This window comes from Thalassotalea fusca, from assembly GCF_053485835.1.
This window is the reverse complement of record NZ_JBQRUN010000003.1, coordinates 25425-45798: the sequence shown is the minus strand read 5'-3', so window position 1 is coordinate 45798 and position 20374 is coordinate 25425. Positions and strand designations below refer to the sequence as shown.

The 20374-nt window shown below is 41.4% G+C and carries 18 protein-coding genes; 13 read left to right on the top strand and 5 right to left on the bottom strand.

What is annotated here, in order from left to right; translation table 11 throughout:
* Positions 1-64: 64 nt before the first annotated feature.
* From ACSLUK_RS04605 to rsgA, 4 genes are all read right to left on the bottom strand, one after another.
* Complete coding sequence (locus ACSLUK_RS04605; protein ID WP_448547347.1) at positions 65-451, bottom strand: BlaI/MecI/CopY family transcriptional regulator; 387 nt, start codon at positions 449-451, stop codon at positions 65-67.
* Positions 452-597: 146 nt separating this feature from the next.
* Positions 598-1332, bottom strand: coding sequence for a glycerophosphodiester phosphodiesterase (locus tag ACSLUK_RS04600; protein WP_448547346.1), 735 nt, complete (start codon positions 1330-1332; stop codon positions 598-600).
* A complete protein-coding gene (gene asd, locus ACSLUK_RS04595; protein WP_527252147.1) occupies positions 1332-2198 on the bottom strand; it encodes an archaetidylserine decarboxylase in 867 nt (288 codons plus the stop codon). The genes ACSLUK_RS04600 and asd overlap by 1 nt, the downstream gene beginning before the upstream one ends.
* Before the next feature lie 29 nt (positions 2199-2227).
* Positions 2228-3262, bottom strand: coding sequence for a small ribosomal subunit biogenesis GTPase RsgA (rsgA, locus tag ACSLUK_RS04590; protein ID WP_448547345.1), 1035 nt, complete (start codon positions 3260-3262; stop codon positions 2228-2230).
* Positions 3263-3407: 145 nt separating this feature from the next.
* Here rsgA and orn point away from each other — a divergent pair, with 145 nt between their 5' ends.
* From orn to ACSLUK_RS04565, 5 genes are all read left to right on the top strand, one after another.
* Positions 3408-3953 (top strand): oligoribonuclease, encoded by a 546-nt coding sequence (orn, locus tag ACSLUK_RS04585; RefSeq protein ID WP_448547344.1) that lies wholly within the window; start codon positions 3408-3410, stop codon positions 3951-3953.
* Positions 3954-4063: 110 nt separating this feature from the next.
* Entirely contained in the window at positions 4064-4549 is a 486-nt protein-coding gene (locus ACSLUK_RS04580; RefSeq protein WP_448547343.1) for a DUF4442 domain-containing protein, read from the top strand.
* A 127-nt stretch (positions 4550-4676) separates the two neighbouring features.
* Positions 4677-8237 (top strand): hypothetical protein, encoded by a 3561-nt coding sequence (locus ACSLUK_RS04575; protein WP_448547342.1) that lies wholly within the window; start codon positions 4677-4679, stop codon positions 8235-8237.
* On the top strand, positions 8234-8443 hold the full coding sequence (locus tag ACSLUK_RS04570) for a DUF1289 domain-containing protein (protein WP_448547341.1): 210 nt from the start codon (positions 8234-8236) through the stop codon (positions 8441-8443). Before ACSLUK_RS04575 ends, ACSLUK_RS04570 begins: the two co-directional genes overlap by 4 nt.
* A gap of 22 nt (positions 8444-8465) precedes the next feature.
* Entirely contained in the window at positions 8466-10136 is a 1671-nt protein-coding gene (locus ACSLUK_RS04565; RefSeq protein ID WP_448547340.1) for a response regulator, read from the top strand.
* A gap of 16 nt (positions 10137-10152) precedes the next feature.
* On the opposite strand, the gene queG is transcribed toward ACSLUK_RS04565, so the two are convergent.
* Positions 10153-11298, bottom strand: coding sequence for a tRNA epoxyqueuosine(34) reductase QueG (gene queG, locus ACSLUK_RS04560; RefSeq protein WP_448547640.1), 1146 nt, complete (start codon positions 11296-11298; stop codon positions 10153-10155).
* 20 nt (positions 11299-11318) lie between these two features.
* On the opposite strand from queG, the gene ACSLUK_RS04555 reads away from it, so the two are divergent.
* The 8 genes from ACSLUK_RS04555 (at position 11319) to hflK (ending at position 20371) form a co-directional block, all read left to right on the top strand.
* Complete coding sequence (locus ACSLUK_RS04555; protein ID WP_448547339.1) at positions 11319-12845, top strand: NAD(P)H-hydrate dehydratase; 1527 nt, start codon at positions 11319-11321, stop codon at positions 12843-12845.
* Between the two features lie 5 nt (positions 12846-12850).
* Positions 12851-13339 carry a tRNA (adenosine(37)-N6)-threonylcarbamoyltransferase complex ATPase subunit type 1 TsaE gene (gene tsaE, locus ACSLUK_RS04550; protein WP_448547338.1) on the top strand — a complete coding sequence of 163 codons (489 nt, stop codon included), beginning with the start codon at positions 12851-12853 and terminating at the stop codon, positions 13337-13339.
* A 39-nt stretch (positions 13340-13378) separates the two neighbouring features.
* Positions 13379-14677, top strand: coding sequence for an N-acetylmuramoyl-L-alanine amidase (locus ACSLUK_RS04545; protein ID WP_448547337.1), 1299 nt, complete (start codon positions 13379-13381; stop codon positions 14675-14677).
* 3 nt (positions 14678-14680) lie between these two features.
* The gene (gene mutL, locus ACSLUK_RS04540; protein ID WP_448547336.1) at positions 14681-16513 is read left to right on the top strand and encodes a DNA mismatch repair endonuclease MutL; all 1833 of its coding nucleotides are present in this window, start codon (positions 14681-14683) and stop codon (positions 16511-16513) included.
* Positions 16514-16519: 6 nt separating this feature from the next.
* Positions 16520-17479, top strand: a complete 960-nt coding sequence (gene miaA, locus ACSLUK_RS04535; RefSeq protein WP_448547335.1) for a tRNA (adenosine(37)-N6)-dimethylallyltransferase MiaA — start codon at positions 16520-16522, stop codon at positions 17477-17479.
* A gap of 116 nt (positions 17480-17595) precedes the next feature.
* On the top strand, positions 17596-17856 hold the full coding sequence (hfq, locus tag ACSLUK_RS04530; RefSeq protein ID WP_448547334.1) for an RNA chaperone Hfq: 261 nt from the start codon (positions 17596-17598) through the stop codon (positions 17854-17856).
* Positions 17857-17889: 33 nt separating this feature from the next.
* Positions 17890-19176 (top strand): ribosome rescue GTPase HflX, encoded by a 1287-nt coding sequence (gene hflX, locus ACSLUK_RS04525; protein WP_448547333.1) that lies wholly within the window; start codon positions 17890-17892, stop codon positions 19174-19176.
* Positions 19177-19231: 55 nt separating this feature from the next.
* A complete protein-coding gene (hflK, locus tag ACSLUK_RS04520) occupies positions 19232-20371 on the top strand; it encodes an FtsH protease activity modulator HflK (RefSeq protein WP_448547332.1) in 1140 nt (379 codons plus the stop codon).
* Positions 20372-20374: the final 3 nt, after the last annotated feature.

The following is a 20374-nucleotide window of genomic DNA, read 5'->3' as shown; positions in this document are numbered from 1 at the left end:
GCTAAGCTGTAAAATATTGGGCTATTAAATATTAAATCCATGAAATTGACTAAAGTAAATCTAACTACTCTTGTTTTTCTAACTCGTTTAACATTTGACGAATGTCAGCGATTTCTTCTTTACTTGTGGACTCATTCAACGCACGCATAACGAGCTTTGAAGTAGAACCACCAAATGCCTTCGATATCAAATCACGAATCAGTGAAGATTGTGTAAAGGTTTCACTATTAGCTGCAGCATATACGTGAGCTCGGTTACTCTCATCGCGAATTACTAAAGACTTCTCGTGCATTATCTGTAGTATTTTCAGTACAGTGGTATAGCCTGTCCTTTGTGTTTCGCTCACGGCTTCATGAATTTGTCTTACAGTTGCAGGACCGATTTTCCATAGTACATTCAGAAGCGTCAACTCAGCTTCTGTTGGCTTGAATTCATTATTATCTCGAGCCATCGAAATTCCTCAATTTAAAAAAACTGTCATTTTATACGAATATAATCGTATCTTGCGTTGAATAAATGAGCAACGGGAATTTACACAAAAATAACAAGATGTAGATTAACTTGTTGAAATCGTTGTGAATAAAATTTGCACAATTGTTACTCATCTATACATAATTGTGCAAACTTACGAGTTTTTTCTGGATAATTAGTAAAAATACCGTCGACTTTGGCATGATAACATTTTTCTATATCTTCGAATCTATCAACGGTATACACGTAAACCTTTAACCCTCTCGCGTGAGCATCTTCGACTAACTCAACGTTTAAACTATCAATGTCTTGATTGACGTATTGAATTGAAAGTTGTTCGGTGAATTGGCATTGCTCATATGGAGCGTGGGCGATTAGTGCTGCCAGTGAATAATCGGGATAGACGGTACCAAAAAAATGCAAAAATGTATGATTGAAAGAAGAGATAATAAAATGCTCTTCTGCATATGCATAATGGGTCATTGCATGACTAATGCATTCATTAAGAGCAAAACAGATATTGGTTAAAATTGTGGGATCAGTAACAGTAGTTTTGACTTCAATGTTTACAGCGACTTTTCCATTGATGCTCGCTAAGGCATCATCGAGAGTCAGCAAGCATTGGCCTTGCCCTAACCTCAAGGCGGTTAATTCAAGTATCGAGTACTGATTGAAATCGCCATTTCCACTGGTAGCTGTATCTAGGTATTGGTCGTGTAGAACGACGAAGCTTCCGCTTTCAACATGATATTGCACATCGAGCTCTATGCCATCGGCATCCTGCTTTATAGCATGTTCAAATGCTAAGCGAGAGTTCTCTGGATATTGGCCGCTTGCGCCACGATGTGCAAATATTTTCATTACTCTTTCACAAGCGTTGCATAAGGTTGTCCTAAACGCGTGACTGTGTCGGGACCATCTTGTTCATTGAATTCCACCATTTTAGGTGAAAACGTCGATACAACAGTAGAGCCCAACTTAAATCGGCCCATTTCATCGCCTTTTTTGAATGTAATAGCATTGCTTCCTTCGGCAGGGTATTGCCAACGAAAAACATCTTTACCCGCCGGTGGCGTAATTGTACCCGCCCATGTAGTTTCAATGCTTGCAACGATTGTTGCGCCAACTAACACCATGGCAAGTTGACCATGTTCAGTGTCAAAGATTGTAACGACACGCTCGTTACGTGAGAAAAGATTTGGGACATTATTAGCTGTAAGTGGGTTAACAGAGAATAATTCGCCCGGAACATAAATCATTTCGCGCAGGGTTGCGTCCATTGGCATGTGAATTCGGTGATAATCCTTAGGTGCTAGATAAATACAAGAAAATTTACCATTTTCAAAAGGTTGAGCAGTTTCTTTATCACCACCTAGTAGGCTCACTAAGCTATAGTTGAAGCCTTTTGCCTGAATTAGCTGACCATCAACAATATCACCTTGTTGGCTTATTGTTCCGTCTACCGGAAAACAAAGCGTATTTGCATCAGTATCAATTGGACGGACGCCATCTGCTAGCTCACGAGTAAAGAAATCGTTAAATGTCGCAAAATCTTCTGCCCGCTGATATTTGGCTTCCGCCATATTGATACCATATGCTTTGATAAAAGATTTAATGGCTCTAGTTGTTAACCATCCAGCTTCTGCCGCGGCAAATTTACCAACAAACCTAGACAAAGCGTGTTTAGGCATAAGATATTGCAAGGTAATTTTTAGTTTATCTAACAACGTTGTGTTCCTTTAAAGTTACTTGTTTTCTAATTAAATCGAGTGGTTTGAATGTGCTCATCTAAACTCGCGAGAATGCGCTGAAAGCTGTCAAGGCGACTAGCGTCTATTTTGCCATCATTTACGGCTGCTACGAGTGCACATCCGGGATCTGTCTGGTGTTTACAGTCTCTGAATTTGCAGGTCCCGAGAATGTCTGCGAATTCAACGAACCCCGTACAGACATCTTGCGGGGTCATGTGCCATAGACCAAATTCGCGAATGCCAGGAGAGTCAATGAGATCGCCACCTTCTTCAAAGTGAAATAGTCTGGCTACTGTAGTGGTATGTTGGCCAAGCCCAGAGTTGCTTGATACTTCCTTTGTATCTAACGCAAGATGTGGCATTAATGAGTTAGTAAGTGTTGACTTACCCACGCCGGATTGGCCGACAAATATACTGGTATTATTTTTCAGCATTGACTTTAATTCGCCTAACCCTTCACCGGACTTATTACTCACATACGCTACGCGATAACCAATTTTACGATAAATATCCATTTGCTCTTCGATTATTTCCGCTAATTCTTCTTCAAGCAAATCAATCTTATTGAGTACAATAATCGGTGGGATGCCAGTGTTTTCTGCGGCCACTAAGTAGCGATCAATAATATCTGCATTGAATGCCGGCACTATCGACGAAATAATGAATATTTGTGAAATGTTGGCCGCGATTGGTTTTACGCCATCATAGACATCAGGACGTTCTAATACTGAATTACGCGGGTGAACAGCTTCTATTACACCTGACACTGAGTGTTCGGTTGATTTTCCCTGGCGCCAAATAACACTGTCACCACACACCAGAGAGTCTATACTTCGGCGTAAGTTACAGCGAAATACTTCACCTGTGGGTGATTCAACGTCTGCGTGTTGCCCAAAACGACTAATTACAATCCCTTCTTGTGCATCACCTAACTCACTGTCTTGCCATTGCACTGAGTCTGATTTGTTGCGGATCTTTTTTGCTTGATTCGCTTTGATTCGCCTTACTTGACCTTTTGTGAGTTTCTTTGATTTTGCCACGCGTTTTGTTCAACTTAGTCTGTGTTTATGTATAATGCATCCTAAATGCATAGAGTTAGTCATTTAACATGCTAACGTATTATACTGATTAAATCTGCGATCAGCTATCAATAGTAAAATCGTCTATGAATAAAAAAGGAAAGTTATGTCCTGTAACGAGACAAATCTAATTTGGCTAGACCTAGAAATGACAGGACTTGATCCCGAACACGATGTCATCTTGGAAATTGCTTCAATTGTCACTGACAGCGAATTGAATATTTTGGCGGAAGGACCTGTGTTTGCTATCGGTCAAAGTAGTGACGTGCTAGATAATATGAGCGAATGGTGTGTTGAGCACCACGGTAAGTCAGGGTTAACGCAAAGATGTCGTGATAGTAAAGTTACTATTGAGGAAGCAAGTGAGAAGACTATAGAGTTTTTAAAGCTTTATGTTCCTGCGGGGGTTTCTCCAATGTGCGGCAACAGTATTGGCCAAGATCGTCGTTTTATTAACAAATATATGCCCGAATTTGAAAAGTACTTTCATTATCGCAATCTTGATGTAAGTACGGTGAAAGAATTGGCACGCCGCTGGAAGCCTGAAGTACTTGAACTGGTTGTTAAAAAAGGTGTTCATTTAGCATTGGACGATATTCGAGAGTCAATTGCTGAACTCAAGGTATATCGAGAGCACTTTTTCAAGTGTTAATGACGCGTTCTAGTTGAAAAGCACAGTTTGTGCTTTTTTTTATATTTTTTCTTGAAGGTCTGACCAGTTCGATCAACAATCGATAGCATCGCTTATTTACGAGAATCGAAATGAAAAACAAATTCAGTCGCATCATAGCAACATTAAATAAAGCACCAGAGAGAATTCGTCCTTACTTACTCACTAAAGCGTTTAGTAGCAAAGTTAAGTTTGCTGGAACCACAGGGATCCGCATTCAATCGATAGATCATCATGAAGTCATCATTGACTTGGCCAATAAACGCAAAGTACAAAATCATATTGGTGGTATTCACGCTATTGCCGCGGCAGTGATTGCGGAATCGGCTACTGGTATTGTGTTTGGCATGAATGTGCCTGACAGCGCACTGCCATTGCTGAAATCTATGAATATGGAATATCAACGCCGTATGGAAGGTGATATTACTGCCAGAGCATATCTGAGTGATGAGCAATGTCGTCAAATACAGGCAGATGAAAAAGGAAGCTTGATTATTCCTGTGGAAATTACAGATAGCAGCGGGCAACAACCCATTCAATGCACAATGGAATGGGCTTGGGTACCGAAAAAGCGTTAATAATTGCTATAACAAGAAGGGTTTTTCATTTCAGCAGATAAAACATTTATCGCTTTAACCAGCTTGTAGAATTTCATACACTGTCGTTTGTTTTGATTCTTTTAATTATTCAGTGACGATGGCGAACATGGATTCCAGCAAGACTTTGTATCAAATAGTGCTTAGTAAGCTTAGGTTTAGTGGCTTAATGGCACTATTACTTGTTTCGGGTTTAGTAGCGCTTGTTTTTTACAGGGAAGCTCAGCTGCTTAGTGTTCAAGAAAAAACAGTACCTGCATTAAGCCAAGCCCAACAATCGTTGGCACTTCAAATAGGGAGTTTGCAGGTGTTACATAACATACTGCAAAGCCGAGAAATTGGTGAATTAGCGCAGCACCAAAGTACTTATGGTGAAAGACTCTTCGAATTTGACCAACAGAATATTTTATCTCCGTTGTTGATTAAAAAGTTTCAAAGTGAAAACAACCAATTCACGAGTGATTTAGCTCGGCTTGCTTTAGAAGCTGAAAAAAATGATCAACTTAAGCGTAGTTCCATCATACAGTTGCGCTTATTGGTGGATGAGTTTAGTACGTTGATATCAGAGGTTCGCAATGAAAAGAACGAACTCTATCTACAAATTACCCAAGACAATGTTAATGACCGCGTTACTGCGTCAAGAGCTAAGGCCTATGCGGTTATTTCTGAGCAATTATCATTTTATGAAATGACCTATCAGCAAATCAGGGAAGTGAGTGCTGGGTTTGAACAACTTGATCTGCAATTCTCATTGGAAAAATTTAATTTCATCACTAATCAATTGAAAGATACGCTATCGCAATGGCAAGACAGATTCGACAATGTCGCCAATTTTAGCGGTGCCGATCAGCGGGTCATCGTATTATTACAACAACTCAATGAGTTAATGTATGAACAACAACGGACGGTGGCAAAGTGGCGTGGTCAGCTGAGAATAGTACAAGGTTTTCTTTCGTTAATAACTCAACATCAACAGCATTTTGCTACACGCCTATCAGCTACAGAACTACCTAAGTTAACACCTGTGGCTTTAATGCCGCCAATCGTTGCTGAACTTATCGCAACATACATTCCTACTAGTCGAAATGTGTATTATGACCTTGTTGTACTGCTAGGTTTTATCGGTATCGCTATAGTTTGGTGGCCTTTGTTACGTGTTAAGCGTCAAATTGCCATGTTTAGTCAAGCGCTTTCTCATAGCCTGGCTAGTGGCAATGCCGAACAGACGGATGAACAGTCTGGCAAAGATTCACCTATTCGCGAGATTACGGTTGTTAAACAAGCCATTGCGAGTGTATCTGAATTACCGGAGAGTAAAAACAGCACCGATGTCACTAGCCAATCGCTTTTATTGCGAGAGGACATGCTATACGAAGAATTGCAGACCGCATTTTGGTCAATAGATGCGCAAGGGAAAATTCAGGGTGAATATGCGTGCAAGCTTTGTGCAGAACACGCCAGCCAGCAAATTGCATCTTGGCGTGTACTGTTTGATAAACCTTCCATACATAAATTGTTAACAGCGGCGAAGTTGGCTAAAGCAACTCGTGTGGTTCAACATTGTGCCGTAGTAACTATTGCTCAAAAACACGCGCAGGTATCGGTACATTTTGATGACATGCGTTGGCACGGCAGTATCGTGCTAACTGAGTTACTTTTTGAGAAAGAACAAGCGTTAGGTAAGTTAGAACGCAGCTTAACTGCCGAAAGAGCGGCAAAGCATCAACTGGCGATGGAAAGTGCTGGGCAACTGAGTCGCATGATTATGCAAACAATGTTGCAAAGTCAGAATGTGTCAATGGGAGATAACGTGTCCTCACTTCCCGTTTATCGCCAATTAACACGTATTTTAGACTGGTGCCGACAGATACAAATTAGCAATGCGTTACAATCAACAGATCACGCTTTACAGTTGAGTGATGTTGAAATTCATCGCGAACTTGATGCTATCGCTTTCAATGTAGGTGCAGAGGCTAATCTTCAACGTAATATTGTATTCTTACAAGTTGCTCCAAATGTGTTGCAGCATGCTAAGCTTAATATTCGCTTATTCCATCGAAGTATGAAAGGCATAGCCCGACTCTTGCTGGCAGACGTATTTAATAGCCAATTGGTGATAAAAATAGATGTCATAGAACAAGACGAGGGCAAACAAATAGTCAGTATTCATTTTGATGTGATAACGGACAAGCCAAATCAAGAACTACCTGAGCCAATTAAACACTTACTTGAGTTTTCATTTGTCGGCAACGACTATGCGCCACAAACGGTGAGATACCTACACTTATTACTTAAGGCTAATCATTGTGAGCAACTCAATGCCTTGATCACAGACAATGGCATTAATCTTACGTTCCAAATGCCGCTAGCGTTTGCCTCAGGCGACAAAGTTGATAAAACGATTGAGCCCCATGCGGTTAATTTCTCAAGCAAGAATATGTTAATCGTTTCACAATGTTCTCATATCATTAACTCAGCATCTGCTGCGTTGACCAGCGCACAAACGCACTTTGAAGTTCTACACGATGTGAATTACTTTTCACAGCAGCTGTCGGTTAAGCACCTTAATCACCATCAAGTGAGTGTAGTTTTACTAGGCCCTGAATTATTGAAAGATAATATTGATGGCATCAAACAGCATTTGTTATCGCTACCGAGCAAGCTAAGACCACAATTGTTTGTTATGCAATACCCTTTTAATCAAGTGTTGCATCGCGTTGGTTTTTATCAGTTCTCTTCTACACCATTTGACCAAACCGTATTGCTTGCCCAGCTAAGTGAATTGTTTGAATCAGGCGCAGCAAGTAATGAAATATTACCCGCTGAACGTTTTGGGCATTCGCGGTTTAATAATACACAAGTAGAGGTGTTATTGGCGGTGTCTAACCCATCGCAACATCAAACTATGTATCGACTGCTTCACTGGATGGGGTTACAAGTGCAGTTTGTTTGTCAGCCCAGCAACATGTTAAAACACTGGCAAAGTGGACGTTACCTGATCTTAATCACCGAATTCGAACAATCACCGTTTGTCGAAATGGATGTTGGCAATAAAGTAAGCCGCGCTGTATTTACTCTGACAGAACAATTGTTTGATCAAGGGGCACACGGTGGTAACTGGCAAGTTGATGTATTGCCAGCTATAGATGAATTAGACGCGTTAATATCGACATTTTCTCCGTGGTTAAATGAAGTTGCATTTGGTGAAGGCAATGCCAAAGCTCGTAGTGCTAAATTACTTGATAATAGCTTAACTCCGGTGAAAACCGTTGAAAATGAAAGTATCGTCGACGAAATGCTTCCGATAAATGATACTGGAGACGGTCAGGCTAGTTCGCCACTACCATTAGCATTCAATCTTCAAGCGTTTGCGAGTAATCAAGGTGGTGCGGAAATCGCAGGACTAATGATTGATGAATACATTTTGCAATTATCCCAAAATTGTCAACAATTTGAAGAGGCATTGGCTCAAGAGCGTCTTGACGATATGCGATTAATCACTAATGATAGTTTGTCTATTGCCAAAATCGTCGTAGCGCCTGAATTAATTGAAACAAATCAAAATATTCTTAAAGCAATGGCCGATGGGGACTATGCTTTAGTTAAGGCATTGAGTAAAAAGTTAACTGTGTTAGTCACCCAATTTGCACAATCAGCAGACGCGATATGAAGAATCAGGACAAAGCAGAAGCATCGACAACAATGAGTCCGTGTGTACGGAATTGTTGTTTAAATGAAGACGACATTTGTTTAGGGTGTTTTCGTCATATTGATGAAATCGTTGCATGGCAAAGCTTAACCAATGAGGGCAAGCAAGCGGTACTTCTTGCATGTGAAACACGCAAAGCAAAATGCAGTATTGCCAAGAGTTGTTAGTCAGAATATTCGAGATTTATTAATGGATGAAGAATTAAAAAATTCACTGCGAGATGTCAGCCAATTAAACGTGTTGATTATCGACAACATCACCTTGGTGCATGATGTGCTTAAACAGGCTCTTTATGGTATGGGCGTACGAGAAGTAAGAAGTGCACAGAGTGCCTATTATGGCTTGCGCTTATGTAACGAGATACACTTCCACATTATTATTTGCTCCTTCGATTTTCAAAGTGACAAAGATGGATTTCATCTTCTCGAAGAACTGAAATTTAAAGGGTACGTAACCAAAACGACCGTTTTGATATTTTTGAGTGCTGAAACGGGTGAGTCACTGGTTAACTCAATTATTGAGTTGCAACCTGATGATTTTTGGGTGAAGCCTTTGGCTCCAAAACATGTTCAAGAAAGGATGCGATACACCTTAGAAATAAAGCGGATATTATTTAATGTCTATTGGGCGATGGACAATAAAGAATATTCCAAAGCGATTTATTACGCTGATCGCCACTTACTTAATAAAAAGCTGGCGAAGTATCATCCGCAAATAAACCGCTTAAAAGGCGAAGCGTTACTGCGATTATGCGAATATTCAGATGCCGAAACGTTTTATAAGCAATTGTTAACTCAGTACAAATATTCGTGGGTATACACTGGCTATGTGAAGTCGCTGCTTAAACAAGGCCGAATCGATGACGTTAATGATATGGTAGAAAAGCTAATCAAACGTCCAGAAACCCGCTTTGCGATGCACGATATGTTAGCGCAGTACCATATCGAAAATGAAAAATATGATCTTGCGTATGAAGAAATCAAAAAAGCGACAGCGTTATCGCCGCGAAATATTGAACGCAATAAAAAGTCATGGGATCTGGCGCGATTAAATCATGATCATATGGGGCAATATCAAGCGACCAAAAATATTGCTATTCATGCTAAAAACTCTATTCATGATTCGCCGGAAATTCTGCTCAATGTTATAAGAGCAGGAGTTGATTTGGCTACCACCATCACAGACGGCAGTGCCGATAACTTGCTAAGCCAAACTGAGCAATACATTAAAAAATTAGAGTCGAGTTATAGCGATGCGCATTTGTTTAAAGAGCAAGTAATGGTCGCTCAAGCGAGAATACATATTGCCCGCGACAATAATAAGCTGGCTGAGCGATTGATAGAAGCACATATATCTTTAAAGCCAACTCCTCGGCTAGAGGATAACTTAGATAAAGTTAAAGTGTTCCATGAACTGGGAATGCGAGAAGAAGCATTGAAGTTGTTACAGGCGATAAAAAACCAAATTTCAGGCGAGTCTTTAACCAGCCAGGTGGTTAATCGATATGTTGAGCAAGAAATGAAAGAACGCTCAGATATCCATTTTACGCCGAAACATTTGTATGAAATGGCTATGGAGCACCTAGAAAAAGACAGGTTAAAGCCAGCAATTGAATCGATTAGTCAAGCAATTCAACTGGCACCGGGCAATCACAAATTTTCGATTAGCCTCCTCAAGATGTTAATTTCATCTAAAGAAAGAAATGAGTATGAAGATTCATTTAATGAATTGTCTGAATCTGTCCTCACTGCATTAAATGGCAAAAAATTAGAAGGAAAGACTGGACAGGTTGCTCAAGAACTCATAGAAAAATGGCAGCAGTTGACCGAAACTGTCAGCAGTACAGACACTGACGATTAGTCGAGCAACATTGCTACTAGGCGTCTCTGGGTAAGCCTTTTTCAATTGAGCGAATCAAACGCCCAGTGAGACGTATATTGGCATCCACTTTAGCTTGTGCCTTTCGTTCAGCCTGCTGGCTGAGTGCCCATTCAATATGTTCAGCGACTAATGGGCTAGCGGAGGCTAATTTCTCACTGAGATCTTTTATTATTTGATCGTTGTATGGTGCGTTGCCTAGCGCGGTGGCAATGTTGCGTTGCCACGCATCAAATCCTATGCGTCTGATTGGGGAACCCGCTGTTTTTTCTAAAAATTCTGTCTCTGTCCACGCAAATAACGTTAGCAAACTGATTTCGTCAAGTTGTTGTCGGGGACTGAAGTCATCTTCGTTAGTTAGCGACGCAAATTTATTCCATGGACAAATAAGCTGACAGTCATCGCAGCCATAAATACGATTGCCGATCAACGGTCTGAATTCTTCTGGAATAGCTCCTCTAAGCTCGATGGTTAAGTAGGATATGCACCGTCTGGCGTCAACTGTGTAAGGTGCAACAATGGCGTTTGTCGGGCAAATTTTAATACAGGCCACACAATTACCACAGTCGTTGCTTGGCGCTTTATCAATGGGTAGGGGAATATTGACCAGTAGTTCACCTAAGAAAAACCATGAACCAGCATGTTTGTTGAGTAATAAACTGTGCTTGCCAATCCAGCCTAACCCTGCCTTTTCAGCAAGTGGGCGTTCCAAAATAGGTGCTGAATCGACAAATGGTCGAAAATTAAAATTTTCGCAGTGGGCCTGAATTTTATCACCCAGTTGTTTAAGCCGTTTTCGCATTAATTTATGATAATCGCGCCCAAGGGCATAACGACTAATATAGGCTTGATCCTTATCTTTGAGAATCTTTGCAAATTTCGCATTAGCGGGTAAATAGTCCATCCTAACGCTGATTACGCGAATCGTGCCAGGAACGAGTTCAGCTGGTCTCGCGCGCATAAGACCATGTCTGGCCATGTAATCCATTTCACCGTGGTACTGGTTTTCTAACCACTCCGTTAACTTAGCTTCATGTTCACTTAAATCAATATCAGCAATGCCAACTTCGGCAAAGCCAAATTCTTTTCCCCAAGCCTTGATTTTCTCGGCTAATTCTTGATAGTTGATAGTAATAGCTTGCATGAAATGATGACGAATTAAAAATGACAGTAGCACTGCTCGAGAGTTTACCACAATCTGCTTATTCAGCGACACAAGTGCTGGAAAATGAGGGTAATGTCGCGAATAAGCTAGGCATTAACCTTTATGAACTAATGGAACGTGCAGGGCACGCTGTATTTGAACATATCAAACGACATTTGCCAGAAGTAAGTAAGATCTGCGTGTTGTGTGGTAAGGGTAACAATGGTGGAGATGGGTTTGTTATCGCTAGATTAGCCCAACAACAAGGCTGGCAAGTGACCGTTGTTACTTTCTGTGAAGTCTCTGTCTTCAAAGGAGACGCATTAACGGCATTTGAAAAACTTAGCGATCAAAATATCTCTATTATGAATATTTCTGATGCTACATTGTCCGGTGAATTCATCAGGCAGCTGCAAGTTGAATGCATCGTTGACTGTCTGTTTGGTATAGGTTTCAAAGGGGAGCTTGCGGGCAATTATGCTCTTTGTGCAACGCAAGTAAATCAGACTGCTATTCCAGTCATAAGCGTTGACATTCCCTCCGGCCTAAATGCTACTTCAGGGACACCAGCCAAGACATGTATCAAAGCTACTCATACCGTTACATTTATTGCGCCAAAACTAGGGCTCGTTACGGGTAACGCTTTGCACTATACCGGAAAACTTTTTCTGGCAGACTTAGGTATTGGTCAGTTATTTCAATCGATGGTCAACAGTAACGTGTACATTGAAAATGAAAAAGCGATCCCTCGACGTCAAAAGCGACATGTTAATAGCCATAAGGACAGTGTTGGATTAGTGCTGGCGGTAGGAGGGAATATCGGCATGCCAGGTGCTATTAGGCTAACTAGCGAAGCGGCTTTACGCAGTGGGGCAGGTTTAGTCGCAGTGCATTGTCATCGTGACAATAGAGTCATTGTCGCCAACGGTCGGCCTGAGTTGATGTTTTCTTGTGGTGAATCTGACACTGCTATTGAGCAACGTCTTTTGACAAGAGCACGTGCACTGGTTTGTGGGCCAGGGCTAGGCAGAGATAAATGGGCAGAAAGGCTATTCAAACTAGCGTTTGCTCAAGATAAGCCACTGGTGATGGATGCCGATGCCTTGCATTTTTTAAGCAAGATCGGCTGCATTCAGCCAAGGAACAATTGGGTGCTGACACCACATGTAGGTGAAGCCGCAAAACTGTTGGGAGTTTGTGTAAGTGATATTGAACGCAACCGATATCAGGCTGTGAGAAATATCGCAGTAAAATATGGCGGGATATGTGTACTAAAAGGTGCAGGCAGTCTAATATCCGACGGCTCGAACGTATGGGTGAATACTTCTGGTAATCCAGGAATGGCTTCTGGTGGCATGGGCGATGTATTATCAGGTACAATTGGGGCATTATTGGTACAAATGCAAGATTTATGTGAAGCAACTCGGCTTGCTGTTTATGTACATGGTAAAGCGGCTGACTATGTTGCTGCGCGACAAGGGCAGGCAGGCATCTTGGCGAGTGATTTGTTCCATGAGATTCAATACTTACTAAATGAGGAAGCTTAACGCTTATGTTGTCAACTACACCGTTGATTTCTAAACAATTTACACTTTCAGACGAACTGGGAACAGTTGCATTTGGTCAGAAGATGGCTGATCTCGTTAAATCGAGTCTAAATAAAGGAATTGTTGTTTACCTTAATGGCGATTTAGGTGCCGGAAAGACTACTTTGACGCGTGGTTTTGTTCAAGGCATGGGGCATACTGGCAACGTAAAAAGCCCAACTTACACGCTAGTGGAGCCGTATGAACTCGGTACTTGGCAGGTTTATCATTTTGATCTATACCGACTTGCTGATCCTGAAGAGCTAGAGTTTATGGGAATTCGAGATTACTTTGCAGAGCATTGCAATTGTTTTATTGAATGGCCAGAAAAAGGCACAGGTCTATTGGCGAATCCAGATTTAATTATTGATATAGAATACCAAGACGAGCACAGGCGATTACAAATATCGGCATATACTGATATTGGTCATCAGCTTGTGAGTTTGTTGCAGTAGCATTTCGAGGTAACTATGAGAGGTTTTACAAGTTGTTTGATGAAATTAATTTCATCTATTGTCTTGTTAATAGTTATCTTTCCAAGTTATGCCGTTAACGAGATTGATGGTATTCGTATTTGGCCTGCACCGGAAAATACACGTGTTGTATTTGATTTAGCGAGTAAGCCTGAATACAGCTATTTTTCTTTGTCTTCTCCTCAGCGGCTGGTCATTGATTTACAAGATACAAGAAACGCGGTTGCCTTAACAAACCTTGCTGCCAAAGATAAGCGGATCAAAAAAATTCGCACGTCTAAAGCGAAAAATGCGAAATCGATTCGCTTAGTCTTGGAGTTACAGGAAAGCTATGATTTAACTATTTTTCCTTTGGCTCCTGCTGGTCAATATGGTCACCGATTAGTGATTGATTTGTTTGACAAGCAACGCGCGAGTCAAACGGCTAAGAAAATACCGCCGAACGATAAACGAGACTTAATCATCGGTATCGATGCAGGTCATGGTGGCGATGATCCAGGATCGATTGGTCATAAGGGCACGCATGAAAAGCGTGTCACGTTGGCAATTGCCAAGAAACTTCAGCAATTGGTTGATGCTGAAAAGGGCATGAAGGCGGTGATGATTCGCACAGGTGATTATTATGTGCCAGTCGGACGTCGTAGTGAAATCGCTCGGCAAAAGCAGGTGGATCTATTGGTATCGATTCATGCGGATGCTTTTTATACTCCACAACCATATGGTGCGTCTGTATGGGTAATTTCAAACCGTCGTGTTGAAAGTGAATTAGCGCGTTGGTTGGTAAACCGTGAGAAAAACTCAGAGCTACTTGGCGGTGGTGGCGGCGTCATAAAAAATACCCAAGATGATAATCTGGCCAAAACGCTGGCTGATATGAATAAAGAACATTCATTGGAAGTTAGCCTAGGCATGGCAAACGATGTCATACAGTATTTGCGAAAAGTGACTAAATTGCACAAGAAAACACCACAACACGGTAACTTTGGTGTGCTAAAGTCATCTGATATCCCCTCTATCCTCGTAGAGACTGGTTTCATTTCTAATCACAACGAAGAGAAAAACTTGCTTTCTCGCACACATCAAGCAAAATTAGCCGATGCTGTTTTTAAAGGCATCCGACAATACTTTACTGAACACCCGCCAATGGGCAGCTATTATGCTTCTATCGGTTATCATAAACATAAAGTTAATCGCGGAGAGTCTCTGTCGGTAGTGGCAAAAAAATACAAAGTGACCGTAGAGCAGATAAAAAAAGCGAACAAAATGAATTCTAATGTCGTTCGCATTGGCCAAACGCTTAAAATACCACGCGCAGAATAATAGATGACAATACAAATACTACCGGCTCAACTCGCTAACCAAATAGCTGCAGGAGAGGTGGTTGAACGCCCAGCTTCAGTTGTAAAAGAGTTAGTTGAAAATAGCTTAGATGCAGGTGCAACCTCGATAAAAATTGATATTGAGAAAGGCGGGGCGAAGCGAATACGCATATCGGATAACGGTAAAGGTATTGCAAAAGACGAACTCACATTGGCACTGAGCAGACATGCCACGAGTAAGATTAAAGATCTTCGTGATTTAGAAGGCATAAGTAGTCTTGGATTTAGGGGCGAGGCACTGGCGAGTATAAGTTCGGTTTCACGATTAACGCTCACCTCTAAACCGGAAAACCAAGAAGCTGCTTGGCAAGCTACTGCTGAAGGCCGAGATATGCAGGTCGAAGTTAAACCTGCGGCACACCCTAACGGCACAACGATTGACGTTGTAGATTTATTTTTCAATACGCCAGCTCGCCGAAAGTTTCTACGTACAGAAAAAACCGAGTTCAGTCATATTGATGAAGTTATTCGTCGCATTGCTCTAGCGCGATTCGATGTCACATTCACTCTGACGCACAACCAAAAGCTGGTGCGACAATATCGGTTACAAGCTGATAAAAAACATTACTACAAGCGAGTGGCGCAAGTATGTGGTAACAGTTTTGTTGAGAATGCTATTGAAATCGCTGTAGAGCACGATGGCATGAATTTATGGGGTTGGTTGGGCAACACGCGTTATACACGTAATCAAAATGACCTCTGTTATAGCTACGTGAACGGGCGCATGATGCGTGACAAATTAATTAATCATGCTATTCGACAAGCTTATGGTGAGCACATTGCAGCGGAAACATATCCTGCATTCGTGCTCTTTTTAGAACTTGATTATCGTGAAGTAGATGTTAATGTTCACCCCGCCAAACATGAAGTGAGATTTCATCAAGGACGTTATGTTCATGATTTTATTCTTTCTGTTTGTGCAAAATCTGTCGTTCCGGCAACACAGGAACTGTCTACACAAGCACTAGCAGAACCGTTAGAGCCCGAATATATTGCACCGCTGCGCAGTCAGGCAGTGTTTGCTTCTTCTGGTGCAAACACTTCATATCGTTCTGAAACACGGCGTGATAATGCAATTCACGGATCGATGGCCGACGCGAATAAAGCGTATCATGAACTCATGACGCCAAAAGCATTAACACCGGATGTAATAGCATCAAACAGTGGTCCAAGTCGTCTATCGGATACTGTTGAAACAACTCATGAATCAAATGTTCTTCAAAGTGACGACGTTCAATGGCTCCATTTTGTCGAACCACATTATGGGCTACTTTCTCTCAAGGGTAATTTGCGTATAGTGTCACTCAAACAGTTACACACTGACGTTGTTATGTCGTCAATTCAGCAGCAATGGAGAGGAAGTTTAACGAGCCAACCGTTGCTAATTCCAATCCGGATAACGTTGACCGAAAGCCAAAAGTGTTTATATGAGCGCCACGCCGAATTTTGGCAACGAATGGGTGTAGTGCTTAATTCTGTTAAAGGGATGGTGTATCAAATTCGTGAATTTCCAGCTTTGCTTAGAGAAACGGACGTATTGAGTAGCTTGCAACAAATCTTTGAGTATGTAGACCGAATAGATGCTAACGAATTAGTAAATGATGAACCATGGCGTATGGCATTGGTTTCAGTATGTGTTCAGCAAAAAGTATCAAAAGAAGCGTCTTTATCCATTTGGAATCGTTGGTTAAAACTAAATTTAAACGATCAAGTTGAGCAATTAGACTTGAAAACGGTGGAGGTCGACCTCACATCGACCCTAAAGCAGTTTCAATAACCCGATATGTCAGCAATTTCGACGATAGAAAAGTATCTTACAACGCATGAGCCTCCCGTAATTTGTCTTATGGGACCTACCGCGTCTGGCAAAACAGCGCTTGCGATGGCGCTGTACGATGCTTTGCCTTGTGAAATAGTTAGTGTTGATTCTGCCTTAATTTATAAGGGCATGGACATAGGCACTGCTAAGCCGACAGACGAGGAATTGAGCAAGTATCCTCATCGGCTGATCGATTTGCTTGATCCGAAAGACAGTTATTCGGCGGCTGATTTTTGTAAAGACGCACTTAGAGAAATCGCTGATATCCGTGCCAGTAACAAAATCCCACTACTTGTGGGAGGCACTATGATGTACTTTAAGAGCTTGATTGAAGGTATATCGCCATTACCTAACGCATCGCCGGCAATAAGACAGCAAATAGAAGATGAGGCTAATGAAAAAGGCTGGGACGCATTACACGCCTATTTAGCATCAATAGACCCTATTGCTGCTGAGCGTATACACCCGAACGATCCACAGCGCTTAACTCGTGCGATCGAAGTGTATCGCTTGACTGGAAATACTTTGTCACAATTAACAGAGACTAAAGGTGAGAGTTTACAAGGAGATGTTCTACAATTCGCAATAGCACCCAAAGAGCGTGCTGATTTACATGAGCGAATTGCCCTCCGCTTTCATATGATGATGGAGCAGGGGTTTAAGGACGAAGTTAAGCACTTACGTAAGCGCAAAGATTTGCATGAGAATCTTCCATCAATTCGTTGTGTAGGTTATCGTCAGATGTGGGAACATTTGAATGGTGACTATGATGAAGAAGAAATGGTGTTTCGTGGTATTTGCGCGACGAGACAATTAGCAAAACGCCAGTTGACTTGGTTAAGAAATTGGCCGAATCTAGAGTGGCTAGATATGGAAAGTCAAAATAATCTTGAGATAGTCTTGACACAGTTAAGCAAACTTTAAACTATGTTGTATAATTGTTTTAGTACTAAGCGGCTAGTTTTATTATAAAAAAGAGCTAATATAGTATTTTAATTTATGCGTACGTTTTCACTAAAAATAACAAAAGGGGCCAAATAATGGCAAAGGGGCAATCTTTACAAGACCCATTTTTGAATGCACTACGTCGTGACCGCATTCCTGTAGCAATTTATTTAGTTAATGGTATCAAACTGCAAGGCCAAGTTGAGTCGTTTGATCAATTCGTAATATTACTCAAGAATACCGTGAGTCAAATGGTATACAAGCATGCTATTTCTACTGTCGTGCCTGCACGCGCGGTGAATACAGCACCACAAAATCAGACTGGTTTTAATCAACCAATGGATTCTCAGGATTAATGAACAAATGTAGTATTGTGTGGAGTAGTTCGTTTGTTTGATAGGTATCAGGCGGGTGAACAGGCGATACTTGTTCATATTGATTTTCCAGATGAAAACACCCGAGAGGATTTACAAGAATTTGAAATGCTTGTAAGTTCTGCGGGAGTTAATGCATTAAGCGTTGTTACGGGTAAGCGAAATACACCACATTCAAAGTATTTCGTTGGTAGTGGCAAAGTTGAAGAAATTGCCGAGGCGGTGCGTTTATTTGAGGCTAACGTGGTTTTGTTTAACCATAGCTTGTCCCCTTCTCAAGAAAAGCAGATCGAAGCAGTTTGTCAATGTCGAGTCATTGACCGTACAACGCTAATATTAGACATATTTGCTCAACGTGCACGCACCCATGAAGGTAAACTGCAGGTTGAGTTGGCGCAACTAAGGCACATTAGCACGCGCTTAATTAGAGGCTGGACTCACTTAGAGCGCCAAAAAGGTGGTATTGGCCTTAGAGGGCCGGGTGAAACTCAGCTAGAAACGGATAGACGCTTGTTACGCGAGCGCATGAACAATATTCGTAAACGGCTAGAAAAAGTTGAAAAGCAGCGTCAGCAAGGTCGTCGAGCAAGGAATCGCGCAGAGCTGGCAACGGTTTCATTAGTTGGGTATACCAACGCTGGTAAGTCAACGCTCTTTAACCAATTAACGCAAGCTGAGGTGTATGCTGCCGATCAATTATTTGCGACGCTCGACCCAACATTGCGTAAAATTGATGTGGAAAATGTAGGTCGAATCATACTGGCGGATACCGTTGGTTTTATTCGTCACTTACCACATGACTTAGTTGCTGCTTTTAAGGCAACATTGACGGAAACGCGTGAAGCAGAATTACTGTTGCATGTTGTTGATATTGCTGATGACAAACGTCAAGATAACATCGAACAAGTTGAAGCCGTATTAGATGAAATTGGTGCTGGCGAGGTGCCTGTTTTATTAGTATGTAATAAGATTGACTTACTTGATGATGCTGCACCTCGTATAGACCGGGATGAAAACGGCCTGCCAATACGTGTGTGGCTTTCTGCACAAACAGGTGAAGGGCAATCATTATTATTTGAAGCGCTGGCGGAGCGACTTGATAGACAAATTGTGAGTTACAGTCTTAGAATCCCGCCGAATTACGGAAAAATTAAGGGTCAACTATACAAACTCAATTGTATTGACCGTGAAGATTACGACGAACAGGGCAATTGCCTTGTCGATATTCGGTTATCAAAAAAAGACTGGAACAAATTTATAAAACAAGATGAAGCTGCTATTAAGCAGTTCATTGCGAATTAACTAATTGGTACATTGACCAATCAAAAGATTTTAATTTTATATAGCGGAGTACGTTATGGCGTGGAATGAACCGGGGAATAATGATAAAGATCCCTGGAAAAACAAAGGTGGTAAAGATCAAGGGCCACCTGATTTAGATGATCTTCTTAAAGATTTAGGCAATAAAGTTGGCGGTGTTTTTGGTAAAAAACCATCTGGCCCAAGTAAAAGCTTTTCAAGTGTTGGCATTAGTTTAGCGCTGATCATTGCTGTGTTGGTTTATGCATTTAGTGGCTTCTATACCATTAAAGAAGCAGAGAAAGGCATTTTACTAAGATTTGGCCAATATGCTGGTACAGTGGAGCCTGGTCTGGGATGGAAATGGACATTTATTGATCGCATTATTCCTGTCGACATTCAAACGACACGTGATTTACCTGCTTCTGGATTCATGCTTACGCAGGACGAAAATGTAGTTCTCGTAGAAATGCAGATTCAATATCGTGTGGTTGATCCAAGAAACTATGTCTTTAGTGTTACTAATGCAGACGATAGTTTAAGTCAGTCTTTAGATAGTGCACTTAGATATGTTGTTGGCCATGCAAAAATGGACGATGTGTTAACGAGTGGTCGTGAACAAGTGCGTCAGTCTGTTTGGAGCGAATTAGACAAAATAATCGAACCATACAATTTAGGTTTGATTATCGTCGATGTTAACTTCAAAGATGCGCGTCCGCCGGAAGATGTAAAAGATGCATTCGATGATGCAATCGCAGCACAAGAAGACGAAGTGCGTTTTCTTCGTGAAGCGGAAGCGTATGCTAAAGGCATTGAACCAAGAGCTCGTGGACGAGTTAAACGTTTAGAGCAAGAGGCATTGGCTTATAAAGAGCAAATCGTATTAGATGCGCAGGGTGAGGTTGCTCGTTTTGAGAAGATATTACCTGAATATCAAGCTGCGCCTAAAGTGACTCGTGATCGCCTTTATATTGCCACCATGGAAAAAGTGTATAGTAATACAAGTAAAGTAATGGTTGATGTTGAAGGGGGTAATAACATGTTGTATTTGCCGCTAGATAAAATCATGCAGCAGCAAGGCTCGCCTATGAGAACTATCCCTACTACGGTGCCAAACATGTCGCAATCAACACCGTCTGATAACACTTCGCCTACATTATCGGGTCGAACAGATAGATTTAGCAGCGGGAGAAATTAATCA

Coding starts and splice junctions, on each gene's coding strand:
- ACSLUK_RS04580 (WP_448547343.1), top strand. CDS start 4,064: ATGAAAAACAAATTCAGTCGCATCATAGCAACATTAAATAAAGCACCA.
- mutL (WP_448547336.1), top strand. CDS start 14,681: ATGACAATACAAATACTACCGGCTCAACTCGCTAACCAAATAGCTGCA.
- orn (WP_448547344.1), top strand. CDS start 3,408: ATGTCCTGTAACGAGACAAATCTAATTTGGCTAGACCTAGAAATGACA.
- ACSLUK_RS04570 (WP_448547341.1), top strand. CDS start 8,234: ATGAAGAATCAGGACAAAGCAGAAGCATCGACAACAATGAGTCCGTGT.
- tsaE (WP_448547338.1), top strand. CDS start 12,851: ATGTTGTCAACTACACCGTTGATTTCTAAACAATTTACACTTTCAGAC.
- hfq (WP_448547334.1), top strand. CDS start 17,596: ATGGCAAAGGGGCAATCTTTACAAGACCCATTTTTGAATGCACTACGT.
- ACSLUK_RS04605 (WP_448547347.1), bottom strand. CDS start 451: ATGGCTCGAGATAATAATGAATTCAAGCCAACAGAAGCTGAGTTGACG.
- miaA (WP_448547335.1), top strand. CDS start 16,520: ATGTCAGCAATTTCGACGATAGAAAAGTATCTTACAACGCATGAGCCT.
- queG (WP_448547640.1), bottom strand. CDS start 11,298: ATGCAAGCTATTACTATCAACTATCAAGAATTAGCCGAGAAAATCAAG.
- hflK (WP_448547332.1), top strand. CDS start 19,232: ATGGCGTGGAATGAACCGGGGAATAATGATAAAGATCCCTGGAAAAAC.
- ACSLUK_RS04600 (WP_448547346.1), bottom strand. CDS start 1,332: ATGAAAATATTTGCACATCGTGGCGCAAGCGGCCAATATCCAGAGAAC.
- ACSLUK_RS04565 (WP_448547340.1), top strand. CDS start 8,466: ATGGATGAAGAATTAAAAAATTCACTGCGAGATGTCAGCCAATTAAAC.
- ACSLUK_RS04545 (WP_448547337.1), top strand. CDS start 13,379: ATGAAATTAATTTCATCTATTGTCTTGTTAATAGTTATCTTTCCAAGT.
- ACSLUK_RS04555 (WP_448547339.1), top strand. CDS start 11,319: ATGACAGTAGCACTGCTCGAGAGTTTACCACAATCTGCTTATTCAGCG.
- ACSLUK_RS04575 (WP_448547342.1), top strand. CDS start 4,677: ATGGATTCCAGCAAGACTTTGTATCAAATAGTGCTTAGTAAGCTTAGG.